The following is a 20,325-nucleotide window of genomic DNA, read 5'->3' on the forward strand; positions in this document are numbered from 1 at the left end:
GAAAATCGGCAACCATAAGAACACCCCCTGTTCGCACATACCCCCGCTACTCTGCGGACATCGGCTCCCCGGCCAGGTAATCTGCGCCTAGGCTGAACCCTGAGAGTCCCGGAAGGGGGTATTACCATGCATAAGTCCACGGACTGCTCATTGATACACAACGGCGACTACGACCTCATCGATGTGGAGCATAACGCCACATTCGCCGACGCGGTCAGATTCCGCACCACGATGGTGGAAGGGAGCCTGCAGGCACCGAACATCCAAGGTGAGAACCTCATCATCAACAAAGGCGTAGTGCGATGTTCAGGCAAAATACGTGTCAAACGCATAGCCGGATGCGGGACGCTCGAGGTCAAAGGCGATATCGTCTGTGACAGCATCCAATTGACCGGCAGCCTGGTTTCCGACGGCAACATCTACTGCTCCGGAAATATGGAGATGACCGGCACTCTCAGCAATGCGCATCGCATCACCGCCGATGAGATGCAACTCAGCGGCGTGCTGCATGGCAACGACATCGATGGCCGTTCCTTCACCGTCCGTCCTCTGCACAGCACCATGTTCTCGAGGTTCGGTATGCCGGATTATCAGGCACGCAGCCACGCGGACGCCATCAGTGTCAGCAATGTGGATGCTTCACGGCTGACATGCAGAACGATGACGGTTGACACCGCGACGCTGAGGAACGGCACTTCCGTGGAAAGTGCCGCCTGTTCGACTTCGTTGGGCATAGACCGCACATCAAGCGTGCTGCTGCTGACCGGAGCCTGCCGGAGAACCCATCTCAGGGCTGTCTCCTGACTCCATTCGCGCCATGCGCTATGCCTGCCGACTTATAACGGTCGCGGACCATTGCCTGCAACCGCATACAGCAGGTATTCGGCATTGCCGTGCGTACCTTCGATGGGGCTGTCGGCGGTGGCCCTCACGGCAAGCCTATGGCGATTGGCGCAATCGACGACCGTATCGAGCGCCTGCTTGCGCAATGCCGGGTCTTCGACGATGCCGTTCTTGCCCAGACCGGTGCGGCCGACTTCAAACTGCGGTTTGACCAGAAGCACCACATGGGCATCCGGTGCGGCTATGCGGGCGATCACCGGGATCACATAGGTCAGTGAGATGAACGAGACATCGGATACGATCATCTGGGGACGCCATGGCAGATCATCTGCCTCGACGTCACGAATGTTGACGCCGCTCATCTCCGTAACGCGGGCATCGGCGGATATGCGGGGGTCGAGCTGTCCGTGGCCGACATCAAGCGCCACGACTGCGGCGGCTCCCCCACGCAACAGCACATCGGTGAACCCTCCGGTGGAGGCACCGATGTCCAGGCAACGCAGGCCACGGGGACCAGTAAGTCCTTGGGCCGCAAAGGCCTGGAACGCGCCCAGCAACTTGTACGCGCCACGGGAGACGTAGTCGTCACCTTTGTCTACGGCGAGTTCCTCATGTCCGGCTTTGACCATATACGACGGTTTGGTGACCGTCATGCCATCGACACGTACATGACCGCCCTTGATGAGTCGCTGCGCCTTGGCGCGTGATTCGACCAGCCCGGAAGCCACCAGCATCATGTCAAGACGATCAAGCGGCGTCGCAGGGTCAATGGGCTGCGTGACCATAGCTCATCCTTTCACCGCTTCCGCCAGCGGCAGTCAGCGATCCAGCCGATACGATTCTTTTGCTCCTTTGTTCCGCGGCCGTTACTCGCGGCTGGAGTCAAGTTCGCGCTGCAGTGATTCGAGCACCGAACGGTACACCTCGAGCTTGCGGTCATCGCTCAATCGATCGATGTCGGCAAGCTCGGGATACCGTTGCACAATCGGCGCGTCATCCTTCGTATCCGTACCCTCATCCGTGTCGTTGGACGGCCCGTTCATTGCCCTCGCCTGAACTCGAATGCAGGCACGGTGCTCGGCTCGAGCATCGCGCCCTTGTCCTCGGCTTCCCATGCCGCGCACATGGCCGCACGTAATGCATCCATACTGGTGGTGTCGCTTGCGTGCACGGCACCATTCTCGAACCAGGCGCAGGCGCTGCGGCATTCCCAAGTACCGTCTTCGGCACGAACCGGTTCAGGCTGGATGTTGGCCAGTTCACGCAGGTCCTGCGCAACGAATGTAGGACGCAGGTGGGCCGGAGCGAGCATCAGTTCCGTGGGGTTGGTGACGCCGGTGAGGACCGCCAGGGAATCGTAACCGCCACGGTTGCCGGCTTCGATATCCGTATCGAGACGATCGCCTATGGCGAGCGAGGACTCCTTGGGGACCAGGTCATGACCTTCCGCCGCATTGAGTTCGCGTGCCTCGTCATACATGTATGATTCCGGCTTGCCGGCCGATGCCACGGGCTCCACGCCCGTGGCGGTGACGACCGCGTTGATCATCGAGCCACAACCCGGCGCGATGCCCAGTTCGCGCGGAATGGTCAGATCGCGATTGGTTACAAAATACGCGGCGCCGGCCTCCACGGCGAATGCGGCATCGGCCATCATCTGCCAGGTCATCTGCGGATACCATCCTTGGATGACCGCCTCGGGATGGGCTTCCGGCCCGTCCACGATGGTCAGGCCGTTATGCCGAACCTCCTCACGCAAATGTTCGGCGCCCAATACCTGTACACGCGCCCCCTCCGGCAAGGCCTTCGCCACCATACGGGCCGCGACCACGGACGAGGTGATGACCTGCCACGGTTCCACATCCAGACCGAAGCCCTTGAGCTGGTCGGCCACCACGTGCTGGAATCGCGAAGAGTTGTTGGTGGTGTATTCGATGGTCATGCCGGCCTGTTCTGCGGCACGAATGGAATCGGCGGCATACTCGACCGGATTCTTGCCTCGATATACCACACCGTCCAAGTCAAGCAACGCCAGCTGGTATGCCTGTGCCAAGGGCCGATCGGTGCCTTTGAGGAAGCGTGTCATGGTCAGGCTCACTGCTCCGATTCCTCGGAGACGCTGGTCTCATCGGACGCAGTGTCGGTCTCAGCATCCGCGTCCGTATCGTCCGTGCTATCCGCGGCATCGGACTCATCGGCATCAGCGTTATCGGCGGTGGACTGTTCCTCGGACCCATCGGATTCCTCGGTTGCATCATCGGATTCATCGGATTCATCGGATTCGTCAGAATCGTCGGATTCATCGGAATCATCCGAATCGTCTTCCGAAGCATCGCCGGACTCTTCCGCGTCTTCGTCGTCATCCTCATCGTCGGATGCGTCCTCGGATTCATCATCCTCGGGTTCCGGCTCAGGCGCGAACCGGGCCTCGGACGGATCGATGCCCAGCTGCTCGAGCACCTCGGAATCATCGGTCAGCTCTTCGAGGTCATGGTCGATGACCACATCATCGCTGTCCTCATCGCTGTCCTCATCGGCGTACTGCTCTTCGAGACGATCGAGTAGGCGGTCGAGCTTCTCGGCTTCGCCATTGCGACCGGCCTCTTCTAGGAAGTATTGCTCCGCCTGCACCGCGCGCATACGGTACTCACCGGGAAGTCCCTGGGAGCGGCCGACCGTGTGCACGATCTCGATGGCCTTGTCCCACAGCTTCAGATCGCCGAGCGCACCGGCATACACCAGGAACATCTCCACCTTGGGAGCGCCATGCAGTTGCTTGCCTTCTTCGGATTGCGCGATCTCCACGGCTTTCTTGGGATCGCCGACGCCACGCTCGCAATCAGCGATGAACGGCAGATAATCCTGGAATCCATTCATACGGTAGGCAGTGCGGAACTCGCGCAAGGCGAGCTTGTAGTTGCCCTGACGATAGGCGATAAACGCAAGGGTCTCACGGGCGAAATCGATGCGGGACGCCTGACGGGCCACCCACTTGGCATGCTCGAGTGCCGCCTGCGGATCCTTCTCCTCAAGCGCATACGCCGCAAGAATGTGCAGACCGATGTTCTCTGCATGCTCCTTGGCCAAGCCGCGCAAACGTTCACGCTCGTCCGAGGACAGCATGGACCATTCCATCCCCTTGGGCATGCGCGGCTCATCGGGGCGACGGGCCGTGTACGGATTCTGCGAGGGGAAGCTCATCGTGCCGTCGGAGTTGCGGCGCGGACGGCTCATGTATTCGCTGCGCTTCTGCTCCCGATACTGGGTCTTCTCTTCCGCAGAGAATTCACGACGCTCGCCGTCACGACGGTCATCACGACGGAAACCACCACGGTCGTCACGACTGTCACGATGGAAATCACGACGTTCCTTGTCACCGCGGAAGCCACGGCGATCGTTATCGCGGCGGTCGTCGCGGCGGAAACCACCGTGCTCACCATCGCGGCGGAAGTTACGGCGGTCATTGTCACGATGGAAATCGCGACGATCATTGTCACGATGGAAATCGCGACGGTCATCATTGCTGCGGAAGCCACGGCCCTCGTTGCGTCCGCCGTCACGACGGAAGTCGCGGTTGTCGCGACGCTCGCCATCGCGGCGTTCATCACGATGGAAATCACGACGGTCGTTATCGCGGCGGAAGCCACCGTGCTCACCATCGCGGCGGAAGTTACGGCGGTCGTTGTCACGACGGAATTCGCGGTGTTCGCCGTCACGATGCTGATAGCGCGGGTTCTCCCCCGCCTCGCCTTCATGGGAGCGGAATCCGCCGTCGCGACGCGGACCATCCTTATGGAATCCGCCGTCACGACGGAAGCCGCCTTCCTTGCGGAATCCGCCACGTTCGCCATCCTTGCGGAAACCGCCCTTATGGAAGCCGCCGGACTTGCCGTACGATTTGCGGAAGCCGCCATGACCGTTCTCGCCGTCACCATCCCGACGAGGGGTGTGACCTTCTCCATTGTCGCGATAGCGCGGCTTGAAGCCTTCTCCCTCACGACGCGGCTTGAAGCCTCCCTTGCCGCGTGGCTTGAAACCGTTGCCACCGCGGCTGGATGGACGACGGTCACCATAACCCTTATGTCCGCCGCCGTACGATTTACCGGAACGCTCGTTTCCTTCTGCCATGTGCATGCCTTTCTTCACTGCGAATTACGAATCGTGATGCTCGCCGAACCGTCTGCGATTCCGCATCGTCGGACGGTCCGGCGAACATGAGAACTAACGGTTTTCCACGGCGCCAAGCGCCTTCTTGCCACGACGGATCAGTGCAAAACGTCCTGAGAGGAAATCACCCTCGCCAAGCACCTGCTCCTCATCATCGACACGATTGTTGTTGAGGTAGACGCCACCCGACTTGATGGCGCGACGCGCTTCGGAACCGGACTTGAACAAGCCCGCCGCCTGAGCGGCATCGATGACACGGTCACCGGGATGGGCCACCGGGAAGACATGATTGCCCTGCTCGTCAGTCACCTTGAATCCGTCAAGCACGGATTCAAGCATCGCCTCGTCGATGTCTTCAAGATTGCCGCCACGGCCGAACAACGCGCCTGAGGCATCGATGGCGGCTTGGGTCGCCTCCTCGCCATGGACGAAACTGGTGACTTCCCATGCCAGCGTCTTCTGCGCCTCACGCTTGCCGGGATTGGTCTTGGATTCCTCGACCAGTCGCTCGATCTCTGCCTTGGGCAGGAAGGTGAACGCCTTGAGCAGATTCTCCATCTCCACGTCCGGACGGTTGATCCAGAACTGGTAGAACTTGTACGGGCTGAGCATCGTGGCATCCAGCCATACGGCGTTGCCCTCGGACTTGCCGAACTTCTTGCCTGATGCATCGGTGATGATCGGGCTCGTGAACACGTTGACGTCCACGCCACGCACCTTGTGAATCAGGTCCAAGCCGGAAGTGAGGTTGCCCCACTGGTCGGAACCGCCGAGCTCAAGCGTGCAATGGTATTCATCGAACAGATGCAGGAAATCATTGCCCTGCAACACCTGATAGCTGAATTCGGTGAAGGATATGCCCTCCTCGGAATTCAGGCGACGGGCCACGGTGTCCTTGGCGAGCATGGTGCCGAGGCGGAAGTTCTTGCCGACATCGCGCAGGAAGTCGATGACGGTCATCTGTGCGGTCCAGTCGTAATTGGACACGAAGCGCACCGGATTGGCGCCCTCGGTCTCCAGAATGCCGCCGATCTGACGCTTCAGGCGCTCCGCCCAGCCGGCGACGACATCCTTGGGGTTCAATGTGCGTTCACCGGACTGACGCGGATCGCCGATCAGACCAGTGGCACCACCGACCAAGGCAATCGGATGATGGCCGGCAAGCTGCAGATGCCGCATGTTGATGAGCTGCACGAGATTGCCGATATGCAGCGAGGCAGCCGTGGGGTCGAAGCCGCAATAATAGGTGATGGGCTCGCCGTTCAATGCTTCCGCGAGTCGATCCCTGTCCGTGGACTGGGAAATCAACCCGCGCCATTCCAGTTCCTCAAGCAGGGTGTCGAAACCCGCTTCCTTGAAGTCGGTGACGTGAGCCATAGCCTGATGCTTCTCCCTATCGAATTGTGTGATTGGATGATGCCCTACTTCTATTTCAAGCGTCTATAAGTCTCGCAGGACACACCGACAGTGCCGCGCAGGTCGGGTTTCCATATCGTGCACACACCATATGACGTCTTCCCCCGCGCCTACGAGCATTCACCGCCCGCGCCGGTACAGCCGTTCAAGCGTCTCGCGCAGCTGCTGCAGCGTTTCGTTGTTCCGGGTGGTCTTCAGCCTCGGGAAGGACGCAATCATACGGCGCTGCTGACGGTTGAACACGGAATCGGCGGCATCCTTGATGCGCAGCATAAGCTCCGCCGACATATCCTTGCCGTTCTGCCAAGAGTCGCCGACTTTCTGGCTGACCGCGGATGGCATGCCGCCGAACTTGTCGGATGCGCCGCTGATGACATTGGAGGCTATACCAGCAGCATCCCCCACCACGCCATTGGCCATTTCGGCGGCACCGGAGACAGCGTCCGTAACCATCTCCCGCATGGCATCGCCGTATCTGGACGCAACGACCTTGAACCGTTCAAGGCTCTGTTCGAAGTCGACGATACCGCACACGGTGACAATGGTGTCGATGATGATGAGCACCAGCAGCACAGCGCACATCATATGGATGATTCGCAACGGAACCATCATGGTCATCTGTTCGACGACCGGTTGGATCACGTCGACGATGATCACACCCGCGATGCCGAACACCACGGCTCCCAGCAGACAGATGCGGCCATTGAGGTTGAATCGAAAATGCGAATAATCCCACCATCGCGCATGGAACAGCTGCTCCATCGCCCACGACGTGAAATATTCAAGAATCGAAGCGCCCACCATTGACAGTACAAACAGGACGACTGGATTGCGAACGCCTCCGAGCACAACCACGCCGGCTGCCGCACCTGTACCATAGATCGGACACAACGGACCGTTCAGGAATCCACGATTCACCCATCGGCGTTCCTGACAGGACACCAGAATCGACTCGTACACCCAGCCGGCGAAACTGTAGAACACGAACCACAGAAACAGATATTCAAAGAACAGCAGCATACGGGATACCTATCGCGGGTTTACCTATCGAACCGATTCTTGACGAGAATCATTCTTCACCATGGTGGCGCGCACCTGCGCAGATGGCAGCGACTTCTTATGGAATCGGCCCATTGAGAGCGTTTCACGTGTGGCGGAGATCTTGTCCGCCAGGGTGACCAGATACCCTTCGATATAGCGCGGCGGAATCGGAGTCAATGGGAACATGTGCTTCTCAATGCTGTCCTTCTCGATGGCATTGAGCTTGAAATCCCTGAGCGCATTGACGAGCGCTGCATGACCGTGGGTGAACCCGTGCCAACGATGAGTGCCGTTGTCCCAATCATGCCAGTCGTAGAGGAAATAGTCATGGAGCAGGGCCGCCCGGATAAGCGAACGCAGGTCCACGTGATGCCACAGATGCGCACGGTCGGCCATCCATACCGCCAAACAGGCCACACGAATCGAATGAGCGAACGTGGTGACATTGCCATGCTGATAGCAGCATCGCTCTATGTCCATGTGCCTGTGCCCAATGATTTCGTGGCCATGCATGGCTACCAATTGCTGAATCTGCGTACGGGTGAGCAGATGTGACACGGTGTACGGTCCTCCCCATCGGAAATCAAGGTCTTATGCGATGACCGTGCAAAGCCATCGCATCGGGCCGGCGTGCGTGTCGATGTGCCGTCAGGCGCCGACTTCCGTGGCCGATTGTACGACGGAACCTTGCCCGCTCGCCTTCATACCTCGGGATGAGATGGCCAGGCCGCGCAAGCGAAGTTCATATGGACTTCGCCCGCACGGATGGTCTCACACGAACAGGCTCATATCGCTGGTCTCGCCGGAGCCGAGGAACGTGCTGACGCCGCCCAGTTCCACGCCGTCAATCAGCTCCTCCTTGCGGATGCCCATGATGTCCATGGACATCTGGCAGGCTACCAGCCGCACACCGTGCTCCTTGGCCTGACGCATGAGCTCCTCAAGGGATGCCACATTCTTGGACTTCATGATCCAACGAATCATAGCGGCACCAAGGCCGCCCATGTTCATGCGGCTCAGACCAAGCTTACGGGTGCCGCGCGGCATCATGAAACCAAACATGCGCTCGATGAGGTTCTTGTTCGTGCGCACGCGCTTGGGACGGCGCAGGATGTTGAGTCCCCAGAACGTGAAGAAGATGGTGACCTTGCGTCCCATCGCCGCAGCGCCGTTGGCCATGATGAACACCGCAATGGTCTTGTCCAGATCGCCGCTGAATACCACGAAGGTTTTGTCATGGAGCACGTCGCCGCCGGCGTCGGTGGATGCCGGAGCCGAGCTCGAGTTCGCACCGAAAGACCTCCCTGCAGGCTGTGTCGGGACGGCCGTTTTCTCAAGCTCGACATGGATGATGCCCTCGTCGTCCCGGCGAAGATCGATGAGACGGTTGCCGGTGCGTTCGGCCCATACGGCGATGTCCGAGCAGAAGGCGTCCTCGGTGGCCTCGGCCTTCAGGCGGGTGCCGATCGGCTGGTCGCGCAGGGCATCGGCCACGGCCACGATTGGTCCGGGGCATTTGAGCCCCTTGGCATCCACATGTAACAGCTGCGACGTTGCGGTACCGTTCGATGAGGTGCTGCCACCTTGAGTCTTGGATGAGACAGGCACGGTCAGCGTGACCGGCGCGACGGGCGGCATGACCGGCGCGGAACTGGAAGCGGCCGCAGAGGACGACGAATCAGAGACGGACTGACGCTTGGACTGGCCAACCTCGGACGAGTCGCCTTCGGACCGACCAACCTCGGACGGCCCGGCAGTGGCTTCCCGCAATGCCTCATACCCTCCATCGAGATTGACGGCATCATATCCACGGTCGGCCAAGATCTCGCATACCTGCGCACTCCAGTCTCCCACCCTGCAGAAGACGACCACCGGCTTGGATTTCGGAATGTCGCTCAGCGCATTGCCGATGTGTCCGATGTTCTCGAACGGGATGTTGATCGCTCCGGCAATCGGGTGCACCAGCACTTCATCCGGCTCGCGCAGATCCAGAAGCGTGACCGAGGATGTGTCGAGATGTGCGAATTCGTTCGCGTCGATGTGCCGGTAGTCGTCGGCATCATGATCGTGCTTCAAGGTGATGGTCATGGTTTTCCCTTCCAAAATGGCCTTTTCCGATGGCCGTGCGGACGAGCCTTCGTGGCCGTCCTGTTCGATGGTTCAGATGGTGCGGTTCAGATGGCGCATGCCGGCTGGACGTAGTTGGCCGGATCGAGCGTGGTGATGGTCGGATGGTCGCCGCATACCGGGCAATCCGGCACATGCGAGGGCAGCAGCACACGGCGGATGTTCATCGTCAGTGCATCGACGGTGAGCATGCGGCCCACCAGCGGCTCCCCCACGCCGACGATGAGTTTGGCGGCTTCGGTGGCTTCAAGGCTGCCGACCACGCCGACCACCGCGCCCAGCACACCGGCCTCCTTACAGGTCGGAATCTCACCCGCTGCGGGCATGTCGCGGAAAATGCAACGATAGCAAGGGCCTTCGCCTGGCACGACATCCATCACCTGACCGGCGAATCCGACCACGCCGGCGTGAATGAACGGCTTGCCGGACAGCACACAGGCGTCGTTGATGAGGAATTTCGCCGCGAAATTGTCCGTGGCGTCAATCACCAGATCATATGGGTCAATCAGCGATGCGATGTTGCTGGCGTCAACCAGTTCCTGATGGGTTTCAACCGTTACTTCCGGGTTGAGCTCACGGATGGCGGCTGCCGCCGACTCCACTTTGGGGGTGCCGACTGCGGCAGTGGTGTGGATGATCTGACGCTGGAGATTGCTCAGATCGACCACATCACCGTCCACGAGTCCGAGGCGTCCCACGCCTGCAGCCGCCAGATATAGGGCTGCTGGCGAGCCGAGTCCGCCCGCGCCGATGATGAGCACGCTGGCGGCAAGCAGCCTCTTCTGCCCCTTGACGCCCACACCCTTCAAAATGAGGTGACGAGAGTATCGTTCGAGCTGTTCGTCAGATAATGCCATGTTTTCTCCATAATCCTGACTCCCTCAAGCGAGGAAGCCCACACCTCGCCCCCAAGCGAGAGAAACTGCGACGCCAGGCCCCCGCTCGATTCCCCTCACTTGAGGGAACCGCGACGCCAGGCCCCTCACTCGGCTCCCCTCCTCTGGGGGGAGCCGGACGGACCGAAGGGAGTCATTCCCGATATCAGTGCAGATACCCCGTAGTCGGGCTGGACGGCACGGCCTGTCCTTCGGTCACCTTGCCGAGACCGGACAGGTAGGCTGCACGGCCGGCGTTGATGGCGTTCTTGAACGCCTCGGCCATCAGAGGGATGTTGCCCGCCGAGGCCACTGCGGTGTACGCCATGACGGCGTCCGCGCCCATCTCCATCGCGTCGCACGCCTGACTCGGACGACCGATGCCGGCGTCGATGATCACCGGCACATTGGCGTTGGCAATGATGATCTCGATGAAATCGCGCATACGCAGTCCCATATTGGAGCCGATGAGCGAACCGAGCGGCATGACCGCGGCAGCACCGGCCTCCTCGAGCTGGCGTGCGGCGATGGGGTCCGGGAACATGTACGGCATGACGACGAACCCTTCCTTGGCCAGCATTTCGGTGGCGCGAATGGTTTCGGCGTTGTCCGGCAGCAGGTATTTGGTCTCATGCTCGATTTCGACTTTGACGAAATCGGTGTGGCACACCTCGCGGGCGAGGCGCGCGATGCGCACGGCCTCCTCGGCGTTGCGCGCACCGGAGGTGTTCGGCAGCAATGTGATGCCTTCGGGGATGTAGTCGAGCACACTGTTCTCGGTGGTCTGGGCACGGCGCAATGCCATGGTGACGATCTGCGTGCCGGCGTGCTCGACGGTGGCCTTGATGAGGTTCAGGTCGTAACGGCCGGAGCCCAGAATGAACCGGGACTCGAATTCATGGCCGCCGAGATTGAGCGGTTTGTCTTCGACCGGCAGCATCGGCGCTGCGGTGCCGACCGGATTGACGACCTTGGGCTGCGGCGGCAACGGCGTAGCTTCGACGGATGCTTCGGTGACCGGATTGATATTGCTCATGATGTTCCCTTCATTGGATTGATGATGTTTCCGGCTCTCCCTGTCAGTGGAGGCCAATGGAGCCGACGGGTGAAGCGCGAAGTCAGCCACCCTGCACGAACTGCACGATCTCCATGACGCATTGGTCGTCGAGCATGGTTTCGGCGCGTTTCTCGCGTGGGATAATCTCGCCATTGAGTTCGATGGCCACACGCTCGGCGCGGAATCCATGCGTTTCGAGATAGTCGGCCACACTGACCGGCTGCTCGAGCTTGACCTGCTCTCCGTTGACCTGCATTGCGGTCCCCTTTCCGAATACTAAAAAAGGGTGCACGAAACGAACCGTACCGTAAGTGGTGCGCCCATTCATGAACCCTGTCATGCGACCGCCAGCCTGCTTTCGGCGCATTGGCTACGCCAACAGACAGCCTGTACGGCTTAGTTGTGTTCACGGAAACTGAAGACTGCTGCGGGCAACTTGGCAAACCGCTCAACAACGATTCCTTACGGCGGCATGACCCGCGTCAAGTTCCCCGGTCGAAGCTGGCGCTTCCTCTCAGCCTTTCGGCTCCCGTTCGTTACAGTTGCCCAGTGTAGAGGCCCTCTGTGACATATGAACAAATGAAAAAGCTCCCCTCTCGCGCGAGGGGAGCCGTATGGCACTCAGAACGTGCCGGGCACCTTGTAGGCGGAGCCGTCCGACGTGGAGGCCGGGAAGAGCTTGAGCTCCTCGACCTGCGCCTTGGCATCGGCAATCTGCTCGCGCACTCGACCGTAGGCGGTGCCTCCCTTGCCATTGCGGGAGTCCACAGAACCGTGGCTGGAGAGCACCTGACGCACGCCCGGGGCCTTATCGGCAGGCAGGAATGCGGCGAAGGTGTCGATGAAGTCCTCGTCGGTCAGGTCCCAGAGCTCCTGGCCGCGGCCTTCGGCGATCTTGACGCATGCGCCGGAGAGCTCGTGGGCATGGCGGAACGGCACGCCGTTCTTGACCAGCCATTCGGCGATGTCGGTGGCCAGTGCGAAGCCGGTGGGAGCCTCGGCTTCAAGACGGTCGGCGTCAAAGCGCATGGTGCGAACCATACCGGTGAAGGCGGGCAGCAGCACCTCCAGCGTGTCGACCTGATCGAACACGGCTTCCTTGTCTTCCTGCAGGTCGCGCGCGTATGCGGTCGGCAGGCCCTTCAACGTGGCCAGCAGACCGGTGAGATCGCCGATGAGACGGCCGGACTTGCCGCGGGCCAGCTCGGCGATGTCCGGGTTCTTCTTCTGCGGCATGATGGAGGAGCCTGTGGAATAGGCGTCATCGAGGCGCACGAACGCGAATTCCTGCGTGTTCCAGATGATGATCTCCTCAGAGAGACGGGAGATGTCCACGCCGGTCATGGCGGCGACGAACGCGAATTCGGCCACGAGGTCGCGCGCGGCGGTGCCGTCGATGGAGTTGTCGGTCACGCGGGAGAAGCCGAGCTCGCGGGCTACGGCCTCCGGGTCGAGGCCGAGCGTGTTGCCGGCGAGCGCGCCGGAGCCGTACGGGGAGGCGTTGATGCGCTTGTCCCAGTCGATGAGGCGCTGCACGTCGCGGATGAGAGGCCAGGCGTGGGCCATGAGCTGGTGGGCCAGCAGCACCGGCTGGGCGTGCTGCATGTGGGTGCGTCCGGGCATCACGGTACGGCCGGCCTTTTCGCTCTGTTCGATGAGCGCGTTGACGAGGTCGAGCAGGAGCCCTGCGATCACGCGGGAGTGGCGGCGCAACCACATGCGGATCAGGCAGGCAATCTGATCGTTGCGTGAGCGTCCGGCGCGAAGCTTGCCGCCGAGCTCGTCACCGGCGATGTCGATCAGGCCGCGTTCGAGCGCGGTGGCCTCGTCCTCATCGTCTTCGATGGGTGCGAAGGAGCCGTCGTCCACCCGGCGCTGCAGGGTGTCGAGCGCATCTTCCATGCGCTGAAGCTCGTCAGCGGTCAGAAGTCCGGCGCGGCCGAGCGCGCGGGCGTGGGCTCGCGAGCCGGCGATGTCATCGTCCGCGAGGCGCCAGTCGAACTGGGTGGACTTGGACAGGAGGGCCAGCTCGGGCGAGGGGCCGGAGGTGAAGCGGCCGCCCCACAGGGCGAGGTGTTCGGACTGCTGGTTGGATTCGGTCATGCGTTACTCCTTCGCGTTCCTGCGCGTCATGTGATATCCCGGGGGGGAATGCGCGTGCGTGCACGATGGCGCACTTCACATGCATTCATATGGTTTGCGACTGTCTGTCAGAGTATCAGCGTTGGGCTACATCACGCGGCGTATCGTCCGATTCCTCCTCGCCTTTCGCAATTCGCATCTTTTCAAGCGTTTCATCGACATCGAATCCACCTCCCAACACGAAACGCCTCAGCAGGTTTCGCACTGTCCGATTCGCTTTGGGCTGTGGAATAATCACACCCATCCATACTTCTAGCGTGGATTTCGATAACTTTTTGTCGATGGAGTCATACAAGGCATCAAGCCGTCCGAATTCGTTGATGTTCGCCTCAGTGATGAACTGGCCTATGAACTCCTCTACGAGAGAGCGCCGCACTCCGAAGTAGCCCACGAGCTTGTCTATCTGTCCGTCCTTCTCACGCCGCGCATAACGGGTGATGTAGCCACGCAATGTCATGCCGTCCTCGACGGTCACATCACCACGTTCCACGTCACGCAAGAACAGTTCCGCGAGTCGTTGTTCATCGGCCGAGAGCGTCGCGAACGAGCGGTGCAATTCCGTCGTCACCTTGGTCAATTCAGCGCTTTCTTCGCGCAACGCTTTGAGCCATTTGGTGAAGTTGGCATTCATGTAATCCGTGTCTATCAGCCCGGTATCGATGGCGGTCAGATACCCGTCCAGCTCATACGGAGCTTCGTCGTCATCCTTGCCGTCACCCGGCGCGTTGTCTCCTTCCGACTTGTCACCGAAGAGCTCCTTGTATCGTTGCGCCAGTATCAGATATGTGCGTTGGTCAAGCTCCGGGCGCACGTTCACTGAGTCGCCATTCTCATCCGTGAACTCGAATGATTCTTTGTTCCAGTCGAATCCTTGTACTTTCGCCGCTTCCAGGAATTGATTGAGCTCCACAAATTCCTTGGCGAACTTGCGCTTGGATTCCACCGACTCGGGCAGCTGCCGCAGGTCCGATTGCCCTGAATCGTTGAACGCGCTCAGAATCTCCCGGTAACGCGCATCCATGGAGTCCACATTCTGCGGCAGTTTTTGTACAAGCAGATCGAGTGGACGGTCACCGGAATAAAGCTTGACCGCGCGCGCGATGTTGTCGCGCATGGTATGGGGCTTGCGATAGTAACGAATCATTCCAAAGGGCTTGTCCGGTCCGAACAGACGGTTGGTGCGGCTGAACGCCTGAATAATGCTTTCGTTTTCAATTACCTTATCGAGATACAGCGTGTTCACCCATTTCGAGTCGAAGCCGGTAAATCCGAAGTACAGAGCGTTCGGGAAGGATCGCCGGATGTCCTGCAACATATCGCCAAAGGTGGAGCGATGACATTCATCAACGATGAAGACGATGCGCTTGCTTGCCATATTGTCCAATTCGGCTTGGGTAACGCCGCCTTCGCCAAGCTTGATGTTGCTCATTTTCTGGATTGAGGTGACGATAAGCGTGTCCTTTGGATCCGCGCTGGCAAGACGATGTCGCAGCACGCCGGTGTTCTCGGTGCCCTGCACATCATCCTCATTGTCCGCAAAACTGCGGTATTCCTTCAGTGATTGTGTCCCCAGTTCAATGCGATCCATAAGGAACACGACCTTGTCGGCATTCTTGGAATCGGCGATGAGCTGTGCCGATTTGAAACTGGTCATGGTCTTCCCGGAACCGGTGGTATGCCATACGTATCCACCGGGGCGACCGGGCAAGGCCGGCCGTTGTTCCCAATCGCATTTGCGTACCCGGTCGGAGATGGCATTGGCGGCGATGTACTGGTAGCTGCGAAGCACCTTCAGGCACAAGCCCGGAGTTTCATCACAATCTATAATGGCTATCAGCACAACATTGCATTACGTGCATTGACACGCCAAGGATGCCATATCAAGGAAGGAGCAGCGAACCGTGACGATCACAACGCCGAATGACACCGCATACCTAAGCGCGGAGAATGGATTCACCGTGTTTCAATACGGCAAACTGCGTATACGGTTCCGAGCCCCATACTCCTTAGAACGATACACTGATGTCAAACAGTGGGATAACGGCTATCTCGTGGTAGACGCCCAATACAAGCAAAACACTGTTCCAGAAGAGGAATACATCGATCTGGAGCCGATACTCAACGACTTGTACATCAATGCCAATTCGTTCATGCAACCCATAAAGAAAGTGAAAATCGCTCATGACTGACATCAGGGCAATAGCCGATTCGGCTGGAATGATCATCAATGGCTACGCATTCACTCCTGTCGATAACGGCCATGTAAGAGTATTGAACCTTAACGTTCCCACATCAGCAGCCGTGCTCAATAGCGACGGCAGCCTGCTCGAAACCAGCATGGACGATATGGAGATCGGCATTGTCCAAGAGTACTACCGTGCCAATAAGGAGTTCTTGGATCATGCCTAAATACTTCCAATTCATGGTTGCCGGCTATTACCTCTACTTCACTTCCTTCTGCGTGATTGAATGCATGCATGTCCATGCCAGTGATACCAAATTGACTGAAACCGGCTCAGCGAAGTTCTTTGTCAAACCAAATGGCGATACGACATTAGAACGACAGGGACGACTCACAGCCAAAGAAGTCGGCATCATCCAAAAATTCATCAAAAAGAACTATCGCGAGATGTATCTCAAATGGAAGGAGTACAGCACCGAGGACTTTTACGAGTCATGATTCCACCCTCCCTGTGCTTCTGAGCTTTGAAGCGGCCAGTATTGTCAGCGTTATTGTCAGTGTTACTGACAATAACATCATCAGATGCGTTTATCTGCTCATTTATCTGCTCATCATGCAACTTCCTCACCATTTGTGTTCGCCGGTAGCTACGAGATGATCGATATCCTCGTAGGCATTGCAGATGCTTTCCTGATGGTACATCTCGTACATGTCGTAGATCTCCTGCGTGACGCCGTGCTCGTCCCATTCACGCAGTACATCGGAGGCAGAACGGCCTTGTCGCCGGCATATTGCTCCAGTAGGTAGATGAAGAAGCTCATTTCACGCGTCAACCTCATCCCTCCTCAAATACAGTGAATCCCTAGGATCACCGGTGATCTGTTCTACCTCCCACATGTCGAAGATGCCCGCAGGAGAAAACTCGGTCATCGCCAATTCCGGATCGCGCAGCATGGCGTACGTCTACGAACGAATGAAGGATTCCAGCGCCTTCATAGGAGAAAAACCGTATTTGCTGCATATACGCTGGACAATCTCACGGTCGTAATAAATGAGCAGCTCCCGTTCCAACGTGGTCATTACCGCCTCCCTCACACAATCATCTCGTCAAGCAAGGATTTCTTGATGTTCTGCAGCAATTCATACTTACGCTGTTCCCAAGCGGATGCGAATTGCCATGTATCGGTAACACGACCAGTTCCCTTACCAACGTTGAGCAGACAATGACCCCTTCAAGATATCTCTTGCCTACATCACCGCGACCACCAGCGAACCGATGCAAACCACAATGAGGACCACAGACACGATGATCACCGACGGGCGGGCGAAGTTGACCGTCCATCCGACGCCGAAACGCTTGGGCACCATGACGGCAGGATCGTCATGATTGACGTAGAACACGCCTGCCACCCAATGTCGGTCGTCATCATATGGCATCGGCTCATCACCATCGGTTGCAGCATCCTCGCCGCCACGGCCCATAGTCACCGAACGGCGCTCCGCATATTCATGGGATCCGTTCTGCCCGTAATACAGGCCTATCACCAGTGCGCCCAACAGGGCCACCACGGCGATGAACATGGCGAATACGCCAAACGTCCCCAGCGTGATCACCCCTATGTTGGACAGCTGTATGCCCAGACCGACGCCACCGGCAGTCAGCAGTCCGATGACCAGCATGTAGATGCTCCACACGCGGGAGAACACGCCATAGGCATACCCTGTGGTGGCAGGATGGTCCGGGTCGATGGGATGCTTGGCATAGATAATCGCAGCGTGACCGGCCGTCATGACCACAGCCAGCAGCACCTGCACGATCACCGGATACCAAATCAGCATCGGGCCCTTGTCCACCCAGCCATCGATCTGCCCGGCAGCATTCGCATGCATCGCCACCCGTTCCGGCATATGGTCATAGCCAAGCACACCAACCGCTATCGTGACGGCAATCGCCACGACATGCAAGAGCTCCCACGCAAGACCCAACGGCTGTGGATTGTCCCGCTCCCCCACCAACACGGCATGACGCTCGCCGGTCGCGGTCCAGCCGCGCTCCTTCTTGAGCTCGAGCGTAAGACGCCGATACCTCTGCTGCGCGATAAACCCCATTGCCGCAATCACCAGCGAACTGATGAACAACGCCCAGAGCGCACCGGCCATGCCGAAATTACGCCAAATCATCGCATCGATAAGCAGGGCAATAATGCCACAACTCACTATATTGCACGCGTACATCGCTTTATATCCACGAATGCGTCTGTCCGTATGGGCGGACAACGGCACACTGACTCCGAACACCGCATGCCGGTCGGCGATCCATGGCACCATCGAAACACTGGCGGTCATCAATACCAGCAACAGAAAGAACAGCCCCAGCATGATGTTCGTCGCCACAGTCATCGTATTGATGTTATCCATCACAACACTCCTTTCAACTGTTGCATTTCCGATATGCGCGCCCGCACTGACGCTCTGCGGCATCAAGGAACCCCGCCGCGGCTCCGCCACGGGCCTTATAGGCCAAAGCCAGACGATACAAGTCATCGTTCATCTGCTTGTCTTGCATTTCAGCCATCAGGTTCACCTCGCCTGAGCCATCACGCCGATCGGCGACAAGCGCGCCCGACCCGCGTCGCATCACGATGTAGCCCTCATCCCTCAGCAATGCATAGGCCTTGTTCACCGTGTGCAGGTTGATACCCAGATCTACAGCCAGCGAACGGACCGAAGGCAGCTGGTCGCCCAGGACAAGTTCATCGTTGGCTATTGCAGCGATGATTTGGCGATGCAGTTGCTCATAGATCGGTACGTCGCTTCGCTGGTCGACCTCGATAATCACAGCCTCTCCTTTCCCACACCAATCATACTATTTGTTCTATATCTTCTATAACAGTTTTGCGTATTTCTGTCATATCACGCGCCCCGGAGGCTATTTTTACCGAGAATCTGCATCAGAAATTCGCTGGCGAATTCAACTACCCCTCATTCCCGCTTCGCGGGCGCTCCCCTGACAAGGGGAGCCAACGATATAATCAACGAACTTCGCACGCGACACACTTGAACTCGCTTACGAGGAAAGGCCACACGCGCATAACAAAAACTCCCCTCATTGCTGAGGGGAGTTCAATATGGCGTTGCGGCATGCAGATTGCCGCATCGACTTGGAATCGGATTGAGTCGGAACCTACTCCACGGTGTTGGACGGCACCTCGATGCCGTTGCCGAACTTGACGTCGCGGGCTGCGGCCACGCGGGACGGCAGACCGTAGATGTCGATGAAGCCGTTGGAGGACTTCTGGTCGAACGTGTCGCCGGAATCGTAGGTGGCGAGCTTGTAGTCGTACAGCGAGGAGTCGGAGCGACGGCCGGTGACGACTGCGCGACCACCGTGCAGGATCATGCGGATCTCGCCGGAGACGTACTTCTGGGTGTCTTCGATGAAGGCGTTGAGCGACTGGGTGGCCGGGGAGAACCACTGCGCATCGTAGACCAACTCGCCCCAGCGCTTGTCGATGTCACGCTTGATGCGGTGCTGCTCGCGCTCGAGGCAGCAGTTCTCGAGCTCCTGATGCGCGGTGATGAGGGCCACAGCACCCGGAGCCTCGTACAGCTCACGGGACTTGATGCCGACGAGACGATCCTCGATGAGATCGATACGGCCGATGCCCTGGGCGCCGGCGCGACGGTTCATCTCCTCGATGGCCTGCAGCGGGGTGACGTCGCGGCCGTCGATCTTGACCGGGATTCCCTGCTTGAACTCGATGACCACCTCATCCTCGACAGGCGGGAAGGCCGGGTCGTCGGTGTAGGAGTAGCAGTCCTTGGTCGGACCGTTCCACGGATCCTCGAGGAAGCCGGTCTCGATGGCGCGGCCCCACACGTTCTGATCGATGGAGTACGGGGACTTCTCGGTCTGGGTGATAGGCAGCTTGTGTTCCTTGGCGAACGCGATCTCCACGTCACGGGTGAGGGAGAGGTCGCGAATCGGGCTGATGGCCTTCAGCGTGGGGTCGATGGAGGCGATGGACACCTCGAAGCGGACCTGGTCGTTGCCCTTGCCGGTGCAGCCGTGGGAGATGGTGTCAGCACCGAACTGGTGGGCGGCGCGCACGAGGTGCTTGGAGATCAGCGGACGGGAGATGGCGGAGACCAGCGGGTAGACGCCCTCATACATGGCGTTGGCCTTCAGGGCTTTCATGCAGTACTCATTGGCGAACTCGTCACGGGCGTCCACCACATAGGACTCCACGGCACCGCAGGCAAGCGCGCGCTGCTTGATGGTCTCAAGGCTTTCACCGCCCTGACCGACGTCGAGGGACACGGCAACGACATCCTTGCCGGTACGTTCCTTCAGATACGAGATGGCGACGGAGGTGTCGAGACCACCGGAATAAGCCAGAACAATGCGCTTGTTGTCTGCCATTGCTTCCCTTTCCTAAACGATAAAAAAACAAACTGAATGCAATTATATACAG

General features: G+C 59.0%; 21 protein-coding genes and 1 riboswitch. Of the genes, 4 read left to right on the forward strand and 17 right to left on the reverse strand.

Annotated elements, in window-relative coordinates; all coding sequences use genetic code 11:
- Positions 1-126 precede the first annotated feature (126 nt).
- Positions 127-804 carry a polymer-forming cytoskeletal protein gene (locus BW14_RS10650; protein ID WP_044088576.1) on the forward strand — a complete coding sequence of 226 codons (678 nt, stop codon included), beginning with the start codon at positions 127-129 and terminating at the stop codon, positions 802-804.
- Between the two features lie 32 nt (positions 805-836).
- Here the strand turns inward: BW14_RS10650 and BW14_RS10655 are convergent, their stop codons facing one another.
- The 13 genes from BW14_RS10655 to BW14_RS10710 all read right to left on the reverse strand — a co-directional run bounded on the left by BW14_RS10655 (position 837) and on the right by BW14_RS10710 (position 15,508).
- Positions 837-1,628 (reverse strand): TlyA family RNA methyltransferase, encoded by a 792-nt coding sequence (locus tag BW14_RS10655; protein WP_044088577.1) that lies wholly within the window; start codon positions 1,626-1,628, stop codon positions 837-839.
- Between the two features lie 81 nt (positions 1,629-1,709).
- Positions 1,710-1,886: a hypothetical protein gene (locus BW14_RS12065; protein WP_169740245.1), complete on the reverse strand. Its 177-nt coding sequence runs from the start codon at positions 1,884-1,886 to the stop codon at positions 1,710-1,712.
- Positions 1,883-2,929, reverse strand: coding sequence for an HAD-IIA family hydrolase (locus BW14_RS10660; RefSeq protein WP_140490591.1), 1,047 nt, complete (start codon positions 2,927-2,929; stop codon positions 1,883-1,885). The genes BW14_RS12065 and BW14_RS10660 overlap by 4 nt, the downstream gene beginning before the upstream one ends.
- Before the next feature lie 8 nt (positions 2,930-2,937).
- A complete protein-coding gene (locus BW14_RS10665) occupies positions 2,938-4,971 on the reverse strand; it encodes a hypothetical protein (RefSeq protein ID WP_140490559.1) in 2,034 nt (677 codons plus the stop codon).
- Positions 4,972-5,064: 93 nt separating this feature from the next.
- A complete protein-coding gene (tyrS, locus tag BW14_RS10670; RefSeq protein WP_140490561.1) occupies positions 5,065-6,387 on the reverse strand; it encodes a tyrosine--tRNA ligase in 1,323 nt (440 codons plus the stop codon).
- Positions 6,388-6,546: 159 nt separating this feature from the next.
- Complete coding sequence (locus tag BW14_RS10675) at positions 6,547-7,446, reverse strand: putative ABC transporter permease (RefSeq protein WP_140490563.1); 900 nt, start codon at positions 7,444-7,446, stop codon at positions 6,547-6,549.
- A gap of 24 nt (positions 7,447-7,470) precedes the next feature.
- Positions 7,471-8,025, reverse strand: a complete 555-nt coding sequence (locus tag BW14_RS10680; protein WP_140490565.1) for an HD domain-containing protein — start codon at positions 8,023-8,025, stop codon at positions 7,471-7,473.
- A gap of 213 nt (positions 8,026-8,238) precedes the next feature.
- Positions 8,239-9,555 (reverse strand): DsrE/DsrF/DrsH-like family protein, encoded by a 1,317-nt coding sequence (locus BW14_RS10685; RefSeq protein ID WP_140490567.1) that lies wholly within the window; start codon positions 9,553-9,555, stop codon positions 8,239-8,241.
- An 86-nt stretch (positions 9,556-9,641) separates the two neighbouring features.
- Positions 9,642-10,451: a thiazole biosynthesis adenylyltransferase ThiF gene (gene thiF, locus BW14_RS10690; protein ID WP_140490569.1), complete on the reverse strand. Its 810-nt coding sequence runs from the start codon at positions 10,449-10,451 to the stop codon at positions 9,642-9,644.
- A 184-nt stretch (positions 10,452-10,635) separates the two neighbouring features.
- Positions 10,636-11,505: a thiazole synthase gene (locus tag BW14_RS10695; protein WP_140490571.1), complete on the reverse strand. Its 870-nt coding sequence runs from the start codon at positions 11,503-11,505 to the stop codon at positions 10,636-10,638.
- A gap of 82 nt (positions 11,506-11,587) precedes the next feature.
- Positions 11,588-11,782, reverse strand: a complete 195-nt coding sequence (thiS, locus tag BW14_RS10700) for a sulfur carrier protein ThiS (RefSeq protein ID WP_044088582.1) — start codon at positions 11,780-11,782, stop codon at positions 11,588-11,590.
- 185 nt (positions 11,783-11,967) lie between these two features.
- Positions 11,968-12,069: riboswitch (TPP riboswitch) on the reverse strand.
- 78 nt (positions 12,070-12,147) lie between these two features.
- Positions 12,148-13,629 (reverse strand): argininosuccinate lyase, encoded by a 1,482-nt coding sequence (gene argH, locus BW14_RS10705; protein WP_140490573.1) that lies wholly within the window; start codon positions 13,627-13,629, stop codon positions 12,148-12,150.
- Positions 13,630-13,744: 115 nt separating this feature from the next.
- Positions 13,745-15,508 (reverse strand): DEAD/DEAH box helicase family protein, encoded by a 1,764-nt coding sequence (locus BW14_RS10710; RefSeq protein WP_140490575.1) that lies wholly within the window; start codon positions 15,506-15,508, stop codon positions 13,745-13,747.
- A 61-nt stretch (positions 15,509-15,569) separates the two neighbouring features.
- Between BW14_RS10710 and BW14_RS10715 the strand changes: the two genes are divergently transcribed.
- The 3 genes from BW14_RS10715 to BW14_RS10725 are packed head-to-tail and all read left to right on the forward strand — an operon-like array spanning position 15,570 to position 16,348.
- A complete protein-coding gene (locus BW14_RS10715; protein ID WP_202962223.1) occupies positions 15,570-15,857 on the forward strand; it encodes a hypothetical protein in 288 nt (95 codons plus the stop codon).
- A complete protein-coding gene (locus BW14_RS10720) occupies positions 15,850-16,077 on the forward strand; it encodes a hypothetical protein (RefSeq protein ID WP_044088584.1) in 228 nt (75 codons plus the stop codon). Before BW14_RS10715 ends, BW14_RS10720 begins: the two co-directional genes overlap by 8 nt.
- Positions 16,070-16,348 (forward strand): DUF4160 domain-containing protein, encoded by a 279-nt coding sequence (locus tag BW14_RS10725; RefSeq protein ID WP_044088586.1) that lies wholly within the window; start codon positions 16,070-16,072, stop codon positions 16,346-16,348. The genes BW14_RS10720 and BW14_RS10725 overlap by 8 nt, the downstream gene beginning before the upstream one ends.
- A gap of 126 nt (positions 16,349-16,474) precedes the next feature.
- Here BW14_RS10725 and BW14_RS12600 read toward each other — a convergent pair whose 3' ends face one another.
- The 4 genes from BW14_RS12600 to BW14_RS10750 all read right to left on the reverse strand — a co-directional run bounded on the left by BW14_RS12600 (position 16,475) and on the right by BW14_RS10750 (position 20,273).
- Positions 16,475-16,642, reverse strand: coding sequence for a DUF3791 domain-containing protein (locus tag BW14_RS12600; RefSeq protein ID WP_202962227.1), 168 nt, complete (start codon positions 16,640-16,642; stop codon positions 16,475-16,477).
- A 456-nt stretch (positions 16,643-17,098) separates the two neighbouring features.
- Positions 17,099-18,268 (reverse strand): DUF1648 domain-containing protein, encoded by a 1,170-nt coding sequence (locus BW14_RS10740; protein ID WP_223847846.1) that lies wholly within the window; start codon positions 18,266-18,268, stop codon positions 17,099-17,101.
- A gap of 13 nt (positions 18,269-18,281) precedes the next feature.
- Positions 18,282-18,689, reverse strand: coding sequence for a GntR family transcriptional regulator (locus tag BW14_RS10745; RefSeq protein WP_044088587.1), 408 nt, complete (start codon positions 18,687-18,689; stop codon positions 18,282-18,284).
- A 345-nt stretch (positions 18,690-19,034) separates the two neighbouring features.
- Complete coding sequence (locus BW14_RS10750) at positions 19,035-20,273, reverse strand: argininosuccinate synthase (protein WP_044088588.1); 1,239 nt, start codon at positions 20,271-20,273, stop codon at positions 19,035-19,037.
- Positions 20,274-20,325: the final 52 nt, after the last annotated feature.

The sequence above is a fragment of the Bifidobacterium sp. UTBIF-68 genome, assembly GCF_006408855.1.
GTDB lineage: Bacteria > Actinomycetota > Actinomycetes > Actinomycetales > Bifidobacteriaceae > Bifidobacterium > Bifidobacterium reuteri.

What these genes read in the sequence shown, in the direction of transcription:
- BW14_RS10650 (WP_044088576.1), top strand. Translation starts at nt 127, where the DNA reads ATGCATAAGTCCACGGACTGCTCATTGATACACAACGGCGACTACGAC.
- BW14_RS10655 (WP_044088577.1), bottom strand. Translation starts at nt 1,628, where the DNA reads ATGGTCACGCAGCCCATTGACCCTGCGACGCCGCTTGATCGTCTTGAC.
- BW14_RS12065 (WP_169740245.1), bottom strand. Translation starts at nt 1,886, where the DNA reads ATGAACGGGCCGTCCAACGACACGGATGAGGGTACGGATACGAAGGAT.
- BW14_RS10660 (WP_140490591.1), bottom strand. Translation starts at nt 2,929, where the DNA reads ATGACACGCTTCCTCAAAGGCACCGATCGGCCCTTGGCACAGGCATAC.
- BW14_RS10665 (WP_140490559.1), bottom strand. Translation starts at nt 4,971, where the DNA reads ATGGCAGAAGGAAACGAGCGTTCCGGTAAATCGTACGGCGGCGGACAT.
- tyrS (WP_140490561.1), bottom strand. Translation starts at nt 6,387, where the DNA reads ATGGCTCACGTCACCGACTTCAAGGAAGCGGGTTTCGACACCCTGCTT.
- BW14_RS10675 (WP_140490563.1), bottom strand. Translation starts at nt 7,446, where the DNA reads ATGCTGCTGTTCTTTGAATATCTGTTTCTGTGGTTCGTGTTCTACAGT.
- BW14_RS10685 (WP_140490567.1), bottom strand. Translation starts at nt 9,555, where the DNA reads ATGACCATCACCTTGAAGCACGATCATGATGCCGACGACTACCGGCAC.
- thiF (WP_140490569.1), bottom strand. Translation starts at nt 10,451, where the DNA reads ATGGCATTATCTGACGAACAGCTCGAACGATACTCTCGTCACCTCATT.
- BW14_RS10695 (WP_140490571.1), bottom strand. Translation starts at nt 11,505, where the DNA reads ATGAGCAATATCAATCCGGTCACCGAAGCATCCGTCGAAGCTACGCCG.
- thiS (WP_044088582.1), bottom strand. Translation starts at nt 11,782, where the DNA reads ATGCAGGTCAACGGAGAGCAGGTCAAGCTCGAGCAGCCGGTCAGTGTG.
- argH (WP_140490573.1), bottom strand. Translation starts at nt 13,629, where the DNA reads ATGACCGAATCCAACCAGCAGTCCGAACACCTCGCCCTGTGGGGCGGC.
- BW14_RS10720 (WP_044088584.1), top strand. Translation starts at nt 15,850, where the DNA reads ATGACTGACATCAGGGCAATAGCCGATTCGGCTGGAATGATCATCAAT.
- BW14_RS10725 (WP_044088586.1), top strand. Translation starts at nt 16,070, where the DNA reads ATGCCTAAATACTTCCAATTCATGGTTGCCGGCTATTACCTCTACTTC.
- BW14_RS10740 (WP_223847846.1), bottom strand. Translation starts at nt 18,268, where the DNA reads ATGGATAACATCAATACGATGACTGTGGCGACGAACATCATGCTGGGG.
- BW14_RS10750 (WP_044088588.1), bottom strand. Translation starts at nt 20,273, where the DNA reads ATGGCAGACAACAAGCGCATTGTTCTGGCTTATTCCGGTGGTCTCGAC.